The organism is Brucella pseudogrignonensis (genome assembly GCF_002252525.1).
Classification (GTDB): domain Bacteria; phylum Pseudomonadota; class Alphaproteobacteria; order Rhizobiales; family Rhizobiaceae; genus Brucella; species Brucella pseudogrignonensis.
Genome location: NZ_NNRM01000018.1, coordinates 103,582 through 118,229 on the forward strand (window position 1 = coordinate 103,582; position 14,648 = coordinate 118,229).

The following is a 14,648-nucleotide window of genomic DNA, read 5'->3' on the forward strand; positions in this document are numbered from 1 at the left end:
TTGGCAATTCTACGTTGGTTCCGAATGTGAACTCCAACAACCAAACAAGTTTAGGTGAATGGCGGTATCGGCTGGGGGGAGTTTTGAAATCGCATTTTGACAATGATTGTATCGGTTCACGTTTTGGTGTTCCTGACGCTCCGGCTCTAACGACGGTTCCTTTAAAAGCGGCGCAGTTCAATGTAACGAAGTTGCATAGAAAGCTTGGCCGCGATGAAATGCCGAAGATCGATATCCCGGCCAGTGACGCCTATTTCATGATGCTTTATCTCGCGGATACCGTTCACGGTGACGTCGAGAATGGCGAGCGCTTCCTTGCGCCAAAGCTTTATCCGCAGAACACAGTCTGCCTGATCGACATCAAGCAGGGCGCTTCAATTGTTCTTCATAGCAATCTGCACGCATTGGCCTTCGTGCTGCCACGCACATTGTTTACCGAAACCTCGGCACTGACCGCTTCCGATGGAGCCAGGGATCTGCGATGCAGACGCGGTGAGGCGGATGAGGTGATTGCCAATCTGGGAACAGCCCTTCTGCCGCTATTTGATTATGCCAATACATTTCATCCGGCATTGCTACAGCACATAGCGACTGCACTTTGCGCGCATCTTCTGCATGAGGGAGCAAAGCCGGAGCTTGCCGCGATCTCTGAAGAAACCGGCCTTTCAATCTGGCAGGAAACAGGCGCCAAGAAGTTCATGTCGGAAAACTATGGCGAAGACATTTCCGTGACCGAAATCGCAGCTTCCATCGGTGTGCCGGTTGGTGAATTCAGCATTCGTTTTCGCAACAGCACAGGCATCGGGCCGGAGGCCTGGTTAATGGCAATCAGACTCGAACACGCGAAGCTTCTGCTGAAAGATCGTTCGCTGACAATCAAGCAGGTTGCAAGCCGCTGCGGCTTTTCAAGCGAGAGCGCATTGGCAAGCAGGTTTGTCGACACCACAGGTGTATCGCCCGGCCTGTGGCGAAAGTCGGTTTATCACTGATGGTGTCCAGTTTTGAAGAAAGCCATTCGGGCCAAGATAAGAGTGACGCAATGGATCGCCCGGAGCAGGCAACACCCGGCATCACCAAATCGCTGATGCAAATGTCGGCGATGACTGTTATGCGCCGCCATTTTCCGGGCGAGGCGATGCCGCTTGAAGATGTGTTATCCAATGAGGAAGCCTTCAGTATCACCACTCAGCTCACAGACCTTCGACTGCAGAAGCTCTGGTGTGGTGGAAGTCTGGTCTATGAAGGGGCGCGAAACGAGGGTTCGCTGGCAATTGCAGAACTCCGCCGGGAGTGGAAAAGGCACCAGCTTTCTCCTTTTGACGATATAGAGTTCCGGATTCCTTTCGCTGATATTCGTGCTTTTGCAGAGGAAGCCGGACGTCCTGAATTCAGGACGCTGCAGAATGTTCATTGTGCGACTGACAACGTTGTCCTCGGTTTGGCGCGGGCCTTGCTGCCTTTTCTGGATCGCCCGGACCTGGCGAGTACAGTGTTTCTTGAACAGATCGAACTCGCCATTATGGTTCATCTCACCCAAACCTATGGCGGGCTTTATTTTCCCCATGAGCGCAAGGGCACGCTTTCTCTGAAGCAGGAACGTCGGGCAACCGAGTTTCTCGCTGCACATCTGAATGCCGATTTTTCCATTTCAGATGTAGCCGATGCCTGCAGCCTGTCGCGCAGTCATTTCATGCGGGCTTTCAAGGAAACCTTTGGCAAGACGCCTTATCGCTGGCTGATTGAATATCGGATCGCGCAAGCGAGCGACATGCTGATTGCGGGCACACCGATTGCCGAAATTGCTTTGGCCTGTGGCTTTGCAGACCAAAGCCACTTCACGCGGGTCTTTTCCGAGATTGTCGGTGAAGCGCCTGGCATGTGGCGCAGGCGTTATCGCAAAGCGTAAAGTCTCAGCTTATGAATTAATGCTTTTGCGCCACTGGCCGGGCGCAGCACCAATGGCCTTTGAGAAGACGCGGGTAAAATGGCTTTGATCGACAAAGCCGCAATCGACAGCAATTTCACTCAAGCTCATCCGCGTCGTGCGCAGCAGGTTCGTGGCTTTCTCTACCTTGCGCTTGAGCAGCCATTTGTGCGGTGGCATTCCCGTGCTGATCTTGAAGGCGCGGGTAAAATAAGATGGAGATAATCCGCAGAACTGGGCAATGACGGCAATAGGGATATCGCCATCGAGTTTTGAATCCATGATTGCCATTGCGCGCTTGAGCTGCCATGGCGCGAGCCCGCCGGTCGGGGCCGGAGCGCGCAGTTCGGCCGTGCCATAAGTCGCAGCCATGTGCATGGCAAGCGCCAGCCCGACATGATCGACAAACAGGCGGCTTGCTTGCGCGGGATTTTCCAATGCGGGCAAAAGTGCTTCTGTCAGGCCGCGAATGGTATTGTCGGCAATGTCTGCACCCGGCAGAACATTGAAGTTTTCCACCTTTCGAGAACCGAAATCTTCTTCCAGAGCAACAAGTGCGCTGCGCGGAAGATAGAAATTCACGCAGTCGAAGGCCGACTTCAGATCTGCCTGCCAGATGCGGTTATAATCATAGAGCGTGAAGTTGCCTTTATGGCTTGCAGGGAAATCCACCTTCTTGCCGTCCACCCAGAGATCACCGTGATAATCCTTGAGCTGTACCGAGAGCATGAAGGCATCTTCAGTGACATGCTGATCGACAAAGCCGAAATTCGGTGCGCTGCGTGTAATCCGCGTGGCCGTCACCATCCCCTGGTTGAGCACGCTTGAATAAACCGTCGTATCCTCCTTCGGGCGTATATATTCCATATACTGATTGCTCGCCGAAGTGTGTCGCGACATGTGAGGTTTCCTCTGGTGGGTATAAGTGGACCATAGCAGTTTTGTACAAAGCACGCGATAAAAACATCCAATTTTTGCGACTGGATGACAAGAAGGGTAGCAGCTCGGCAAGCCATAATGGGCGCCTGAATACCAACAGCTTTAACGCGCGTCTTTTTGAGGATGCGCTTCATGCCGAGGAAAGATATGGCCCTGACTGCAACCGCTACACCGGGATCGAAACTGCTGACGCCGTCTGATCACACGCTGATCATGATCGATTTTCAGTCGCAGATGTCCTTTGCAACCAAGAATATCGATGCTGTAAACCTACGCAACAATGCGGCGCTGGTCGCAAATGGCGCCAAAGGCTTTGGCGTTTCGACCATTCTGACAACGGTTGCGGAAAAGAGCTTCTCCGGCCCGATGTTCAACGAAATCACCGATGCCTTCCCCGGTCAGGTGCTGTTCGACCGTACCTCCATGAATACGTGGGAAGATGAATCCGTCATCGATGAAATCAACCGCATCGGCAAGAAGCGCATCGTTCTCAGCGGTCTCTGGACGAGCGTTTGCATTGTCGGTCCTGCATTGTCGGCCCTTGATCAGGGCTTTGAAGTCTACGTAATATCCGATGCCTGCGGCGACGTCTCCGATGAGGCTCATAATCGCGCCATGGACCGCATGGTGCAGGCAGGCGTACAGCCGATGACATCGCTGCAATATCTCCTTGAACTCCAGCGCGACTGGGCGCGCACGCAGACTTACGAGATGACAACAGGAATCGCCAAGAAGTTCGGCGGTTCTTATGGTCTGGGTATCATCTATGCCAAGACCATGTTCAACGCCTCCGAAGGTCACTGATCAACTATCGCCAACTGGAGGTGTGCCTGTGAAAATCTATGTTTTATCGCTCTTTGCCGGCATTCTGGTTGGTGTCATCTATAGCTTGCTCAATGTTCGTTCGCCCGCGCCACCGATGGTGGCGCTGATCGGACTGTTAGGCATTCTGGCTGGCGAGCAGATCATTCCTTTTGCAAAGTCCATTATGGCTAAAGAACCTGCGGTTATTTCATGGCTACATCAGGTCAAACCGCATGTATTCGGCCATATGCCATCCGGGCAGTCGGTCGCAGAACGTAAGGGTGCGAAGCAAAACGGTGATGTGTAATTTGCTTATCAAGCGTGTGCGGAAATGGGTAAAGCATGTCGCGGAAAAGTGGGAACCGGTTTTCCGATAACGACATGCATTAAAATAAGAAGATAGAGCGAGCGCAGCGGCTAATGTTAAATGCCACACGCTCTAGATTTTCAAGATAAGCCTGACTGCCCAAGCAATTTCATTGAGCGATTCCTGCGATTAATTCAGCGTAGGCCACAGAAGGTACGATTTCATGACCGCAGATATCATTCTCTACAACGGTAAATTCACGACACTTGACCGCACAAATCCCGCAGCTTCGGCTGTTGCAATCAAGGACGGCATTTTTACCGCGGTCGGCACGGATGAAGAAGTGCTTGGCCATGCAGGCTCTACGACCCGCAAGATCGATCTGAAAGGTCGTCGTGCATTGCCGGGCCTTATCGACAACCACACCCACGTCGTGCGTGGTGGTCTCAACTTCAATATGGAACTGCGCTGGGATGGGGTGCGCTCGCTGGCCGATGCCATGGACATGCTCAAGCGGCAGGTGGCGGTAACGCCCGCACCGCAATGGGTGCGTGTGGTTGGTGGCTTTACCGAACATCAGTTTGCCGAAAAGCGTCTTCCAACCATTGAAGAAATCAACGCGATTGCGCCCGATACGCCGGTCTTTTTGCTCCATCTTTATGATCGCGCACTTCTCAATGGCGCAGCGCTTCGTGCAGTTGGCTATGACAAGAACACGCCAAACCCTCCGGGTGGTGAAATTCTGCGTGATGCCAATGGCAACCCGACCGGCCTGCTGCTTGCCAAGCCCAATGCTGGCATTCTTTATTCGACGCTCGCCAAAGGTCCAAAGCTGCCACTGGAATATCAGGTCAATTCGACCCGCCATTTCATGCGTGAGTTGAACCGTCTTGGCGTGACCGGCGTTATCGATGCGGGTGGCGGGTTTCAGAATTATCCGGATGACTATGAAGTCATTCAGCAATTGTCAGATGAAGGTCAGATGACTGTGCGTCTGGCCTATAATCTTTTCACGCAGAAGCCGAAGGAAGAGAAGGAAGACTTCCTCAACTGGACGGCTTCGGTGAAATACAAGCAAGGCAACGATTATTTCCGCCATAACGGTGCAGGCGAAACGCTTGTGTTTTCTGCCGCCGATTTTGAGGATTTCCGTCAGCCGCGCCCGGATATGGGGCCGGAAATGGAAGACGAGCTGGAAGATGTCGTTAGAATTCTGGCTGAAAACCGCTGGCCATGGCGAATGCACGCTACTTATGACGAAACCATCAGCCGTTCGCTTGATGTGTTTGAAAAGGTCAATAAGGACATTCCGCTTGAAGGCCTGAACTGGTTTTTCGACCATGCCGAGACCATCTCGGATCGCTCGATTGATCGTATTGCAGCACTTGGCGGTGGTATCGCCGTGCAGCACCGCATGGCCTATCAGGGCGAATATTTCGTCGAGCAATATGGTCATGCAGCCGCAGAAGTGACGCCACCGATTGGCAAGATGCTCTCCAAAGGCGTGCATGTCTCGGCAGGTACGGATGCGACGCGCGTTGCATCCTATAATCCGTGGGTCTCGCTGTCATGGATGATTACCGGCAAGACGGTTGGCGGTATGCAGCTTTATCCGCGCCGCAATTGTCTTGATCGTGAAACGGCGCTGCGCATGTGGACGGAAAAGGTCACATGGTTCTCCAATGAAGAAGGCAAGAAAGGCCGCATTGAAAAGGGTCAGTTCGCTGATCTGGTGGTGCCGGACAAAGACTTCTTCAATTGCAGCGAAGACGAGATTTCATTCCTGACGTCTGATCTGACCATGGTTGGCGGCAAGGTTGTCTATGGTGCAAACGCCTTCAAGGATCTGGATGAAAACCCAATTCCGCCTGCAATGCCTGACTGGTCGCCGGTGCGTAAATTTGGGGGCTATGCGGCATGGGGCGAGCCGGAAGGTGCTGGCAAAAACAGTCTTCGCCGCACTGCAATCTCCACATGTGGCTGCTCGAACAGCTGTGGCGTTCATGGTCATGATCATGCGGCAGCTTGGGGCTCACAATTGCCAATTGGCGATCTCAAAGGCTTCTTCGGCGCACTCGGCTGCGCCTGCTGGGCCGTTTAAAGCGCATTTTGTTCCGAAAGCCGTTTCACACGGTTTGGGCCGCGCGTTGATTCAAATTACTCGGGCGCCGTAGTCGGCGCCCGGGTTATCTCGAGCCAGCGTGATGGCTCCACTTACGAAATTCTAATCCAGGACTAATCGCTTGAAGTTTTTGGTCTGTGTAGCCCGCGCGCACGGATTACGACCAACCATGCGTCAATAATTACATTTTAAACAATAGTATCGAAATAATTATTGCAATTGTTTGCAGTGATGCAATGGCGCAATATCCACCCATCGAACAACGCAACAGGCAGAAAGGTGACGCTGCAGCATCTCTCCCAAAATTGGAAACCGGTTTTGAGAAGAAGGTGCACGTAAAAACCTACTACAGCGTCCGCACACAGAGAATGAAAAGCATTTCCACAATCATCAACCGTCGCGACATTCTGCTTACAGGCGCAGCGCTTGCTGCAACGATTTCACTGCCAGCCGGTTTGGCTATCGCAGAAACAACTCAGACCAACACCACCAACATCTCATCCGAAGGAGAAAACACCATGGGCTTTATCACCACAAAAGACGGTACCGAAATCTTTTACAAGGATTGGGGCTCGAAGGATGCACAGCCAATTATGTTCCATCATGGCTGGCCACTGAGCTCGGACGACTGGGATGCCCAGATGTTGTTCTTCCTTTCGAAAGGCTATCGCGTTATCGCCCATGACCGCCGTGGTCACGGCCGTTCGGCTCAGGTTTCCGAAGGTCACGATATGGACCATTACGCTTCTGACGCCTTTGCGGTTGTCGAAGCACTCGACCTCAAGAATGTCGTGCATATCGGCCACTCGACCGGCGGTGGCGAAGTCGCCCGCTACGTCGCCAAGCATGGTGAACCGGCAGGTCGCGTTGCTAAGGCGGTTCTGGTTTCCGCAGTTCCTCCGCTGATGCTCAAGACAGAAGCCAACCCGGAAGGCCTGCCTATGGAAGTGTTTGACGGTTTCCGCTCGGCGCTGGCAGCAAACCGCGCCCAGTTCTTCCGCGATGTTCCTGCTGGCCCATTCTATGGCTTCAACCGTGATGGTGCGAATGTGCAGGAAGGCGTAATCCAGAATTGGTGGCGTCAGGGCATGATGGGCGGCGCAAAGGCACATTATGAAGGCATCAAGGCTTTCTCTGAAACCGACCAGACGGAAGACCTCAAGGCTATCGGCGTGCCAACACTGGTTCTGCATGGCGAAGACGACCAGATCGTGCCGATTGCGGATGCTGCACTCAAGGCGATCAAGCTTCTCAAGAACGGCACGCTCAAGACCTATCCGGGCTTCTCGCACGGTATGCTGACGGTCAATGCCGATGTTCTGAACGCTGATCTTCTGGCTTTCATTCAGGCTTGAATGTTGAAATGATAAAAGATGCGGCGGGGAGACTTGCCGCATCTTTTTAAGCTTTTCGCGATAGGTTTTGATTGCGGGTCAACGGGCAGGGGATGGATAGGATGAATGCGGGTGCGGAACGCGGCGAATTTGTAAGTCTGATTGCGCCAATACTGGAGCCAATGGCATCCGCGCTTGAGTTTTTCGGTGTTTCCGTCATCATTATCGGCGTGGCCGTTGCAACGCTTATCTATCTCAAGGATGTGCTCGTTGTGTCGGGCGAGAATGCCTATACCCGCTACCGCGCAAATCTCGGTCGTGGCATTCTGCTGGGCCTCGAAATCCTGATCGGTGCCGACATTATCGCCACCATCATTTCGCCGCTCACATGGGAAAGCGTTGGCTTGCTGGGCCTTATCGTTTTGATCAGGACCTTCCTTAGCTTTTCGCTGGAAGCGGAGATCGACGGCGAATGGCCATGGAAGCGCCGTCGCCGCGAGCGGAACATCGCAGGCGACGACTAATTGTCATCGAGCGGCTTTGTCTAGCCGATGGATAGCAGCTCCCTCGAAAGCCTGTTCATGCTTTGCGCACCGCTTTCGGTTATCAGAAACTGTTCTTCGATCATCAGCGCACCGAGCCCATTGGCGTAAAACGGTGTTTCCAGCGCCAGCACCATGTTTGGTTCAATCAGCATTTCGTTGCTGCTTGAGATAAACGGCCATTCTTCAATGCCAACGGCCGCACCCACCGAATGGCCAAAGTGGCCGCGATAATATTCGCTGAAACCGCGCTTACGCATGATGCCAAGCATTGCTGCATGGACATCGCAGAACCGCGTACCGGGCTTTAACAGCGCTTCGCCCACCGCAAAGCTTTCCTGCAGCACCTTGTAGATCTCGCTCGCAAGCGGATCGGGCTTGCCGCAGACATAAGTGCGCGCACCATCTGAAGAATAACCGTTAATGAGTGTGCCGACATCGGCTTTCACAAGATCACCTTCTTTGAGCTCGGCCTTCATGTCCTGAAGATCAGGGCCGGTCGAGATATAAGCCCAATGCCCGGAAAGGACCTGACCATTCCGGTTGGCTTCCTGTGTGGCGCCATCAAGCCAGGCTGCTGAAAGCGCATTCAGGCTGGAACCACGTCGGGCGGTGTTCAGCATATTTTCCAGCCCGCTTTCTGCATAATGGGCTGCATTTCGCAGATATTCGATTTCGCGGGCATTCTTGATAAGGCGCAAGCGCTTGACGAGAATGGAAGCATCCTGCCAATCAACCGATGGAAGTGCTTTTTTGAGAGCTGCAAAATCAGCTGCTGGCATGAACTCCAGATCAACACCGATACGCGCTTTGGAAAGCCCACGCTCTGCCAGCAGATCACCTAAAAGCCTGAAAGCTGCATCCTGATCAAATGTCTCGGCGCGTGGACCGACATTGTTTGCCTGCCTGTATGCCACATTGATGTCTTCAATTGTTCTGGCATTTTCTACCGTCACCATATCAATCCAGATGCGGTGGGTGCGGAAATCGATTCTGTCGCCAAGATGCGCGGCAGCAGCATAGGCATGATCGCTGATGACGACGCCGAGTTTTGCCTTTTCATCGGCTGGCACCAGCGCAATTGCCGAACCCGCCCGACCCCACATCGTCGCAACACCGGCTGCAACACTAGTCGCATAGCGGAAGTTTTCGGGCTGAAACAGCGCAAGCGCATCAAGCCCTGCTGCTCTCAGAAGAGACTGGCTTCTGGCGCGATCAATCTGGCTCATCATGTTCTCTCAATGCGATTTAGGATGCAATTTCGGCGACTGGACCAACAGGCTGAAATTTTGCATCGCCAGCCTTTGGTTTGTAGTCGTTTATATAAGAGCGAGTGGCTTGATAACTCAATTTTGGCTGTTGATGAGTATCAGCCTATGGTGAAGGATAAATCATCTACCAATTTTGTTTATTATAGAATAATCTTCTAAAGAATCCCCGTATAGCACAGCTGCACCGCTTATCGATGCTCTGACGGTCGCTGTATAACCTGTATCAACTGAGGGCCTTATGGCGACCTCGAAGCAGGAGAATAAAATGAGCGGTTTGACCATTCGTAATCGCAAAATGAATTTTAGCAACTGGGGTCTGACGACGGCACTTACCGTTGCGCTGGCATTCGGCTCGTTCGCTCAGGCTCATGCGCAGCAAGGCAACCCGGACGCCACCATCAATATCGGGTCGCTCTACGAGCCGCAGAACCTCGATAACACTGCAGGCGCAGGTCAGGGCATCAATGAAGCCTTTAACGGCAACGTCTATGAAGCGCTGTTTCGCCTGGACGACAATGGCACCGTTGAGCCGGTTCTTTCCAAGGACTACACGGTCAGCGACGATGGTTTGACTTACACGTTCAAGCTTCAGCCGGGCGTCAAGTTCCATTCGGGTGCACCGCTTACCTCGAAGGACGTCAAGTTCTCCATCGAGCGTGTTGCAGCGCCTGAATCCAAAAGCTCGCGCAAAAGCAGCCTCAAGACCATTACAGGCATCGAAACGCCAGATGATGAAACTGTCGTCGTCAAGCTTTCGTCCCGCTCGATCTCGCTGCCATACAATCTCAGCTATGTCTGGGTTGTGAATGACGAAGCGACCGATTTCCAATCGAAGGAAGATGGTACTGGACCTTACGCGCTGGAAGACTGGCGCCGCGGTTCATCGCTCGCCATCAAACGCTTTAACGACTACTGGGGCACCAAGCCAAAAAACGAAGAGGTTGTCTTCCAGTATTTCACCGATGCAAGCGCGCTCAACAATGCGCTTCTGACTGGCTCGGTAGACATCATCACCTCGGTTCAAAGCCCGGATTCGCTGGCTCAGTTCAAGGACAATCCTGATTTTACCGTCAGTGAAGGCAAGTCCACGACCAAGCTGCTTCTTGCTTATAACGACCGCGTTGCACCGTTCGACAATGTAAAGGTTCGTAAGGCGCTGGCGCGTGCCATCGACGACAAGAAGTTGCTGAACGCCGTTTGGGGCGACTATGGCACATTGATCGGCTCGTTCGTTCCACCAACAGATCCTTGGTACGTCGATCTGACCGGGGTCGATGCCTATAATCCTGAAAGCGCGAAGGAGCTCTTGAAGGAAGCGGGCTATCCGGATGGCTTCAGCTTCACCATCGATACGCCGAACTATGACCCGCACCCGATTGCAGCACAGTTCATCCAGAGCGAACTGGCCAAAATCGGCGTGAAGGTGAACATCAACATTATCACGGCCAATGAATGGTACACGAAGGTCTATAAGGCGCATGATTTCCAGGCGACCTTGCAGGAGCATGTGAACCACCGCGATATCGTATTCTACGGCAATCCGGATTTCTATTGGGGCTATAATAACCCGAAGGTTGTTGATCTTATCAAGGAAGCCGAAGCAAGCTCCACCACCGATGAACAGACGGCCAAGCTGACCGAAGCCAACAAGATCATTGCAGAAGATGCAGCCAGCAACTGGTTCTACCTCTATCCGCAGATCGTGGTTTCAAAAAAGTCAGTCAGCGGCTATCCGGTCAATGGTCTGAACTCACAGTTCTTTGCTTATGATATTGAGAAAACAGACAACTAATCAGCTGTCCATAATCGAGAACTGATACTCGACACGAAGCGCCGCCTGAATTATTTTCCGGCGGCGTTATCGCATATTCAAGAGGGTAAAAAGCTGCCCCTCATGCCCGAGAGGTATTCGCCATTCTTGCCTATATTTTGCGCCGTTCGGCTATTCTGATCCTGTCGGTATTCGTTGCAGCTATCGTTCTGTTTTTGCTGCTGCGCCTTTTGCCGGGTGATCCAGCAAATGCATTGGTTTCGGTTGGTGCTGACGCCGCGCAGATTGAAGCTGCGCGTAAACAGGTCGGCTCCGACCTCCCGCTTTATCAGCAATTCACACAGTTCATCGGCTCACTTGTGCGCTTTGATCTCGGCAATTCCTTTGTCAGCGGCGCACCTGTTTTGACTGAAATCGGCAAACGCCTGATCGTGACGCTGCCACTGACACTCATGGCTTTCGTGCTGGCGATCATCATCGCCGTGCCACTCGGCATCCTGTCGGTCGTGCGCCAGAAAAGCTGGTATGGCTCGATCATTTCAGTGATCTCACAATTGGGCATTGCGGTGCCGGTTTTCTGGATCGGCATTCTGCTGGTCTGGGTGTTCGCGGTGAAATTGCGTATGTTTCCGTCGGGTGGTTTCCCATCGCGTGGATGGCAATCAGCACCCGCTGCATTTCAATCGCTGACATTGCCTGTCGTCACCATTGCCATTGTCATGTCGGCATCGCTTATCCGCTATGTTCGTTCGGCAACACAGGATGTATTGGGCAGCGATTATCTGCGTACGGCACGCGCGCTGGGCTCCACGTTCTCACAAGCGCTGATCCGTCATGGCATCCGCAATGGCGCGGTTCCGGTGATTTCGATCCTTGGTATCGAACTCGCTTCAACGCTTCTCGGCGCTGTGGTGGTAGAGCGCGTTTTCTCGCTCCCCGGCCTCGGCTCCATGCTGCTTTTGGGTATTGAGCAGCGTGATTATCCGAATGTGCAAGGCGTTTTGTTTGTCTCTACTTTGCTGGTTCTTCTGGTCGGCTTCGCTGCCGATCTGGTGCAACGTTTGATCGATCCGCGATTGCGCAGCCGGTCCGCGGGAGGCCGCGCATGAGCAGCATCACCACATCTTCGCAACGTTTCCGATTGCCTTGGCCGCTCGTGGTCGGCGGTATTCTTGTCGGCATTCATGTCGTTGTTGCACTGCTTAGCCTGTTCTGGACGCCTTATGGGGTCGGTGACATGGTTGGTGGACGGTTGGCAGCGCCATCATGGGAGCACTGGGCAGGCACAGACCGGCTCGGTCGCGATCTGATGACACAGATCATGGTCGGCTCACGCATCGCGCTTTTTGTCGGGCTCGGAGCCGTCGCTATCAGCGCTGTAATCGGCGTTACCATCGGCGTTCTTGCTGCTTTTGCGACGCAGACACTCGACGATATGCTGGCTGCAACGCTCGATATTCTGATCGCTTTTCCGACGTTGTTGCTTGCCATGCTGATCGTCGCTTCAAGCGATGGTGCGAGCCTTTCGACCGCTATTCTCGCAATCGGCATTGCTGGTGCTGCTATTGTCGCGCGATTGACCCGCATTCTCGCCAAACGCGTACTGGCGTTGGATTATGTTACAGCATCGCGCATTTCCGGTACTTCGTGGCTCGGTGTCGTTCGTATCCATGTGCTGCCGAACATCTGGCCGACACTGATTGTCAATTTCGCGCTGCAGTTCGGGCTTGCTGTGATCGCCGAAGCTTCATTGTCTTATCTTGGGCTTGGCGCGCCACCACCAAACGCATCCTGGGGACGATTGCTGCAGGAAGCGCAGGCTTCGGTTTATACGGCTCCCTTCGGTGCAATCGCACCGGGTCTGGCACTCGTTTTGCTCGTCATCGGGCTTAATCTTTTTGCAGATGGCTTGCGCGATGTGGCCGATCCAACGCGGAGGAGGCAACGATGAGCCCATTGCTGAACGTTGAAAATCTGGAGATCGAAACAGCTGGCCGCGTTCTCGTTTCTGGCGTGTCTTTCTCGGTTGCGCAGGGCGAGCGCGTCGGCCTGATCGGTGAATCCGGCTCCGGCAAATCACTGACCGCATTGGCCGTCATGGGACTGCTTGCGGACGGAATGAAAGCAAGCGGCTCTATCACGCTTGAAGGCCATCAGATTATCGGGGCGCGTGATCGTGCGCTTGTTCCGCTGCGTGGACGAAGCGTCGCCGCCGTCTTTCAGGAACCGATGACTGCGCTCAATCCGCTGATGCGCATTGGCAAACAGGTGGCCGAAGTGGTGCAGCGCCGTGCGTCGCGCGATGGCCGCAAGCTTGGCAAAGCGGAACTCGAACGCGAAGTTATTGCGCTTCTCGATCGCGTCTCCCTGCCGGAACCGACCCGCATTGCCCGCTCATGGCCGCATGAGATTTCGGGCGGCCAGCGCCAGCGTGCTGCGATTGCCATGGCGCTTGCCTGTCGGCCAAAACTGCTGATCGCGGACGAGCCGACAACCGCGCTCGATGTGACGACGCAGGCAGAAATCCTTAAACTTCTTGAGCAACTCGTTCGCGATGAAGGCATGGGGCTTTTGTTCATTAGCCACGATCTGCCGGTCGTCTCGAGCATTGCCGAGCGAGCGCTCGTGCTCAGGCACGGCAATTTGATTGAGCAGGGACCAGTAACTACGCTTTTTGCCAATCCCGTTGACGACTATACCAAGGGACTGGTTGCTGCTGCGCGAGCCTTCGACGCTGCATTGGAGGTGGCGCGATGAGCCTCATCGATCTTTCCGACGTTTCCTTCGCCTATAGTGGCGGCAAAACCGTGCTGCATGGCATCGATCTCACGCTTGAAAGCGGCAGCAATCTTGGCATTGTGGGTGAATCTGGCTCCGGCAAGACAACCATGCTCAAGCTGCTGTTGGGGTTGCAGGTTGCAACATCAGGCAGTGTGAATTTTCGCGGCCAGAAGCTCAACATCAAAGACCGCAACTTCATGCGGAGCTTTCGCCGTTCTGTGCAGGCGGTGTTCCAGGATCCTTATTCCTCTCTCGATCCGCGCCAGCGTGTGTTCAACATCATAGCTGAACCGCTGCGCTCGCTGAAAATCGATACGGACATAGCACAGGCTGTCGCCCAAGCACTCGCTGCGGTCGATCTGCCAGAAGATGCAGCAACACGTTATCCGCATGAGTTTTCCGGCGGTCAGCGTCAGCGTATCGCGATTGCGCGTGCGATTGTCGCCAATCCTGACCTCATTATAGCCGATGAAGTGGTGAGCGCGCTCGATCTTACCACGCGTGCGCGTATCATCGATCTCATGCGAACATTGTCTGAACGCACGACTTTCGTGGTTGTTTCGCACGATATCGCACTTGTGGCTTTGCTTTGTGAAAGACTGATCGTGCTTGAAAAGGGCACGATCGTTGAACAGGGTAATACGCGTGAAATTCTTGCCAATCCGCAACATGCCTATACGCGAAAACTGCTGACAAGTTTGCCGCGAATGCCGAGAGAATCGTGACTTAGTTATGGCTCGGAAGAGGGGATTTCGAGCCTGATCACGGTTTTGTGCACATGAGAAAATATGAAATTATTTAACAAGTTTTAGCGTGATTTTAGATAAATCATCCCTTTGAATTCATTATTTAA

Annotated in this window: 14 protein-coding genes; 12 read left to right on the top strand and 2 right to left on the bottom strand. The window is 53.5% G+C overall.

What is annotated here, in order from left to right; genetic code table 11:
- Nucleotides 1–83 precede the first annotated feature (83 nt).
- Nucleotides 84–989 carry an AraC family transcriptional regulator gene (locus CEV34_RS10915; protein ID WP_007879050.1) on the top strand — a complete coding sequence of 302 codons (906 nt, stop codon included), beginning with the start codon at nucleotides 84–86 and terminating at the stop codon, nucleotides 987–989.
- 50 nt (nucleotides 990–1,039) lie between these two features.
- Nucleotides 1,040–1,906 carry an AraC family transcriptional regulator gene (locus CEV34_RS10920; RefSeq protein ID WP_235819031.1) on the top strand — a complete coding sequence of 289 codons (867 nt, stop codon included), beginning with the start codon at nucleotides 1,040–1,042 and terminating at the stop codon, nucleotides 1,904–1,906.
- A gap of 9 nt (nucleotides 1,907–1,915) precedes the next feature.
- On the opposite strand, the gene CEV34_RS10925 is transcribed toward CEV34_RS10920, so the two are convergent.
- Nucleotides 1,916–2,824: a helix-turn-helix domain-containing protein gene (locus CEV34_RS10925; RefSeq protein ID WP_007879052.1), complete on the bottom strand. Its 909-nt coding sequence runs from the start codon at nucleotides 2,822–2,824 to the stop codon at nucleotides 1,916–1,918.
- Between the two features lie 192 nt (nucleotides 2,825–3,016).
- Between CEV34_RS10925 and CEV34_RS10930 the strand changes: the two genes are divergently transcribed.
- The 5 genes from CEV34_RS10930 to CEV34_RS10950 all read left to right on the top strand — a co-directional run bounded on the left by CEV34_RS10930 (nucleotide 3,017) and on the right by CEV34_RS10950 (nucleotide 7,954).
- Entirely contained in the window at nucleotides 3,017–3,667 is a 651-nt protein-coding gene (locus CEV34_RS10930; protein WP_200860682.1) for a hydrolase, read from the top strand.
- 28 nt (nucleotides 3,668–3,695) lie between these two features.
- Entirely contained in the window at nucleotides 3,696–3,974 is a 279-nt protein-coding gene (locus CEV34_RS10935) for a XapX domain-containing protein (RefSeq protein WP_007879055.1), read from the top strand.
- 223 nt (nucleotides 3,975–4,197) lie between these two features.
- Nucleotides 4,198–6,075: an amidohydrolase gene (locus tag CEV34_RS10940; RefSeq protein WP_094543629.1), complete on the top strand. Its 1,878-nt coding sequence runs from the start codon at nucleotides 4,198–4,200 to the stop codon at nucleotides 6,073–6,075.
- 539 nt (nucleotides 6,076–6,614) lie between these two features.
- The gene (locus CEV34_RS10945) at nucleotides 6,615–7,451 is read left to right on the top strand and encodes an alpha/beta fold hydrolase (protein WP_007879059.1); all 837 of its coding nucleotides are present in this window, start codon (nucleotides 6,615–6,617) and stop codon (nucleotides 7,449–7,451) included.
- 101 nt (nucleotides 7,452–7,552) lie between these two features.
- Complete coding sequence (locus CEV34_RS10950) at nucleotides 7,553–7,954, top strand: DUF1622 domain-containing protein (RefSeq protein WP_094543630.1); 402 nt, start codon at nucleotides 7,553–7,555, stop codon at nucleotides 7,952–7,954.
- 20 nt (nucleotides 7,955–7,974) lie between these two features.
- Here CEV34_RS10950 and CEV34_RS10955 read toward each other — a convergent pair whose 3' ends face one another.
- Complete coding sequence (locus CEV34_RS10955) at nucleotides 7,975–9,201, bottom strand: M24 family metallopeptidase (protein WP_007879061.1); 1,227 nt, start codon at nucleotides 9,199–9,201, stop codon at nucleotides 7,975–7,977.
- A 307-nt stretch (nucleotides 9,202–9,508) separates the two neighbouring features.
- Here CEV34_RS10955 and CEV34_RS10960 point away from each other — a divergent pair, with 307 nt between their 5' ends.
- From CEV34_RS10960 to CEV34_RS10980, 5 genes are all read left to right on the top strand, one after another.
- Nucleotides 9,509–11,035 carry an ABC transporter substrate-binding protein gene (locus CEV34_RS10960; RefSeq protein WP_007879070.1) on the top strand — a complete coding sequence of 509 codons (1,527 nt, stop codon included), beginning with the start codon at nucleotides 9,509–9,511 and terminating at the stop codon, nucleotides 11,033–11,035.
- A 137-nt stretch (nucleotides 11,036–11,172) separates the two neighbouring features.
- The gene (locus CEV34_RS10965; RefSeq protein WP_007879071.1) at nucleotides 11,173–12,123 is read left to right on the top strand and encodes an ABC transporter permease; all 951 of its coding nucleotides are present in this window, start codon (nucleotides 11,173–11,175) and stop codon (nucleotides 12,121–12,123) included.
- Nucleotides 12,120–12,965 carry an ABC transporter permease gene (locus tag CEV34_RS10970; RefSeq protein WP_094543631.1) on the top strand — a complete coding sequence of 282 codons (846 nt, stop codon included), beginning with the start codon at nucleotides 12,120–12,122 and terminating at the stop codon, nucleotides 12,963–12,965. Before CEV34_RS10965 ends, CEV34_RS10970 begins: the two co-directional genes overlap by 4 nt.
- Nucleotides 12,962–13,771 (top strand): ATP-binding cassette domain-containing protein, encoded by an 810-nt coding sequence (locus tag CEV34_RS10975; RefSeq protein ID WP_007879073.1) that lies wholly within the window; start codon nucleotides 12,962–12,964, stop codon nucleotides 13,769–13,771. Before CEV34_RS10970 ends, CEV34_RS10975 begins: the two co-directional genes overlap by 4 nt.
- Nucleotides 13,768–14,520, top strand: coding sequence for an ABC transporter ATP-binding protein (locus CEV34_RS10980; protein ID WP_007879074.1), 753 nt, complete (start codon nucleotides 13,768–13,770; stop codon nucleotides 14,518–14,520). Before CEV34_RS10975 ends, CEV34_RS10980 begins: the two co-directional genes overlap by 4 nt.
- The last annotated feature ends 128 nt before the right edge of the window (nucleotides 14,521–14,648 follow it).

Bases quoted from the DNA above. Each gene is read 5' to 3' on its own strand.
- CEV34_RS10975 (WP_007879073.1), top strand. From the start codon at position 12,962: ATGAGCCCATTGCTGAACGTTGAAAATCTGGAGATCGAAACAGCTGGC.
- CEV34_RS10960 (WP_007879070.1), top strand. From the start codon at position 9,509: ATGAGCGGTTTGACCATTCGTAATCGCAAAATGAATTTTAGCAACTGG.
- CEV34_RS10950 (WP_094543630.1), top strand. From the start codon at position 7,553: ATGAATGCGGGTGCGGAACGCGGCGAATTTGTAAGTCTGATTGCGCCA.
- CEV34_RS10970 (WP_094543631.1), top strand. From the start codon at position 12,120: ATGAGCAGCATCACCACATCTTCGCAACGTTTCCGATTGCCTTGGCCG.
- CEV34_RS10980 (WP_007879074.1), top strand. From the start codon at position 13,768: ATGAGCCTCATCGATCTTTCCGACGTTTCCTTCGCCTATAGTGGCGGC.
- CEV34_RS10955 (WP_007879061.1), bottom strand. From the start codon at position 9,201: ATGAGCCAGATTGATCGCGCCAGAAGCCAGTCTCTTCTGAGAGCAGCA.
- CEV34_RS10940 (WP_094543629.1), top strand. From the start codon at position 4,198: ATGACCGCAGATATCATTCTCTACAACGGTAAATTCACGACACTTGAC.
- CEV34_RS10920 (WP_235819031.1), top strand. From the start codon at position 1,040: ATGGATCGCCCGGAGCAGGCAACACCCGGCATCACCAAATCGCTGATG.
- CEV34_RS10925 (WP_007879052.1), bottom strand. From the start codon at position 2,824: ATGTCGCGACACACTTCGGCGAGCAATCAGTATATGGAATATATACGC.
- CEV34_RS10945 (WP_007879059.1), top strand. From the start codon at position 6,615: ATGGGCTTTATCACCACAAAAGACGGTACCGAAATCTTTTACAAGGAT.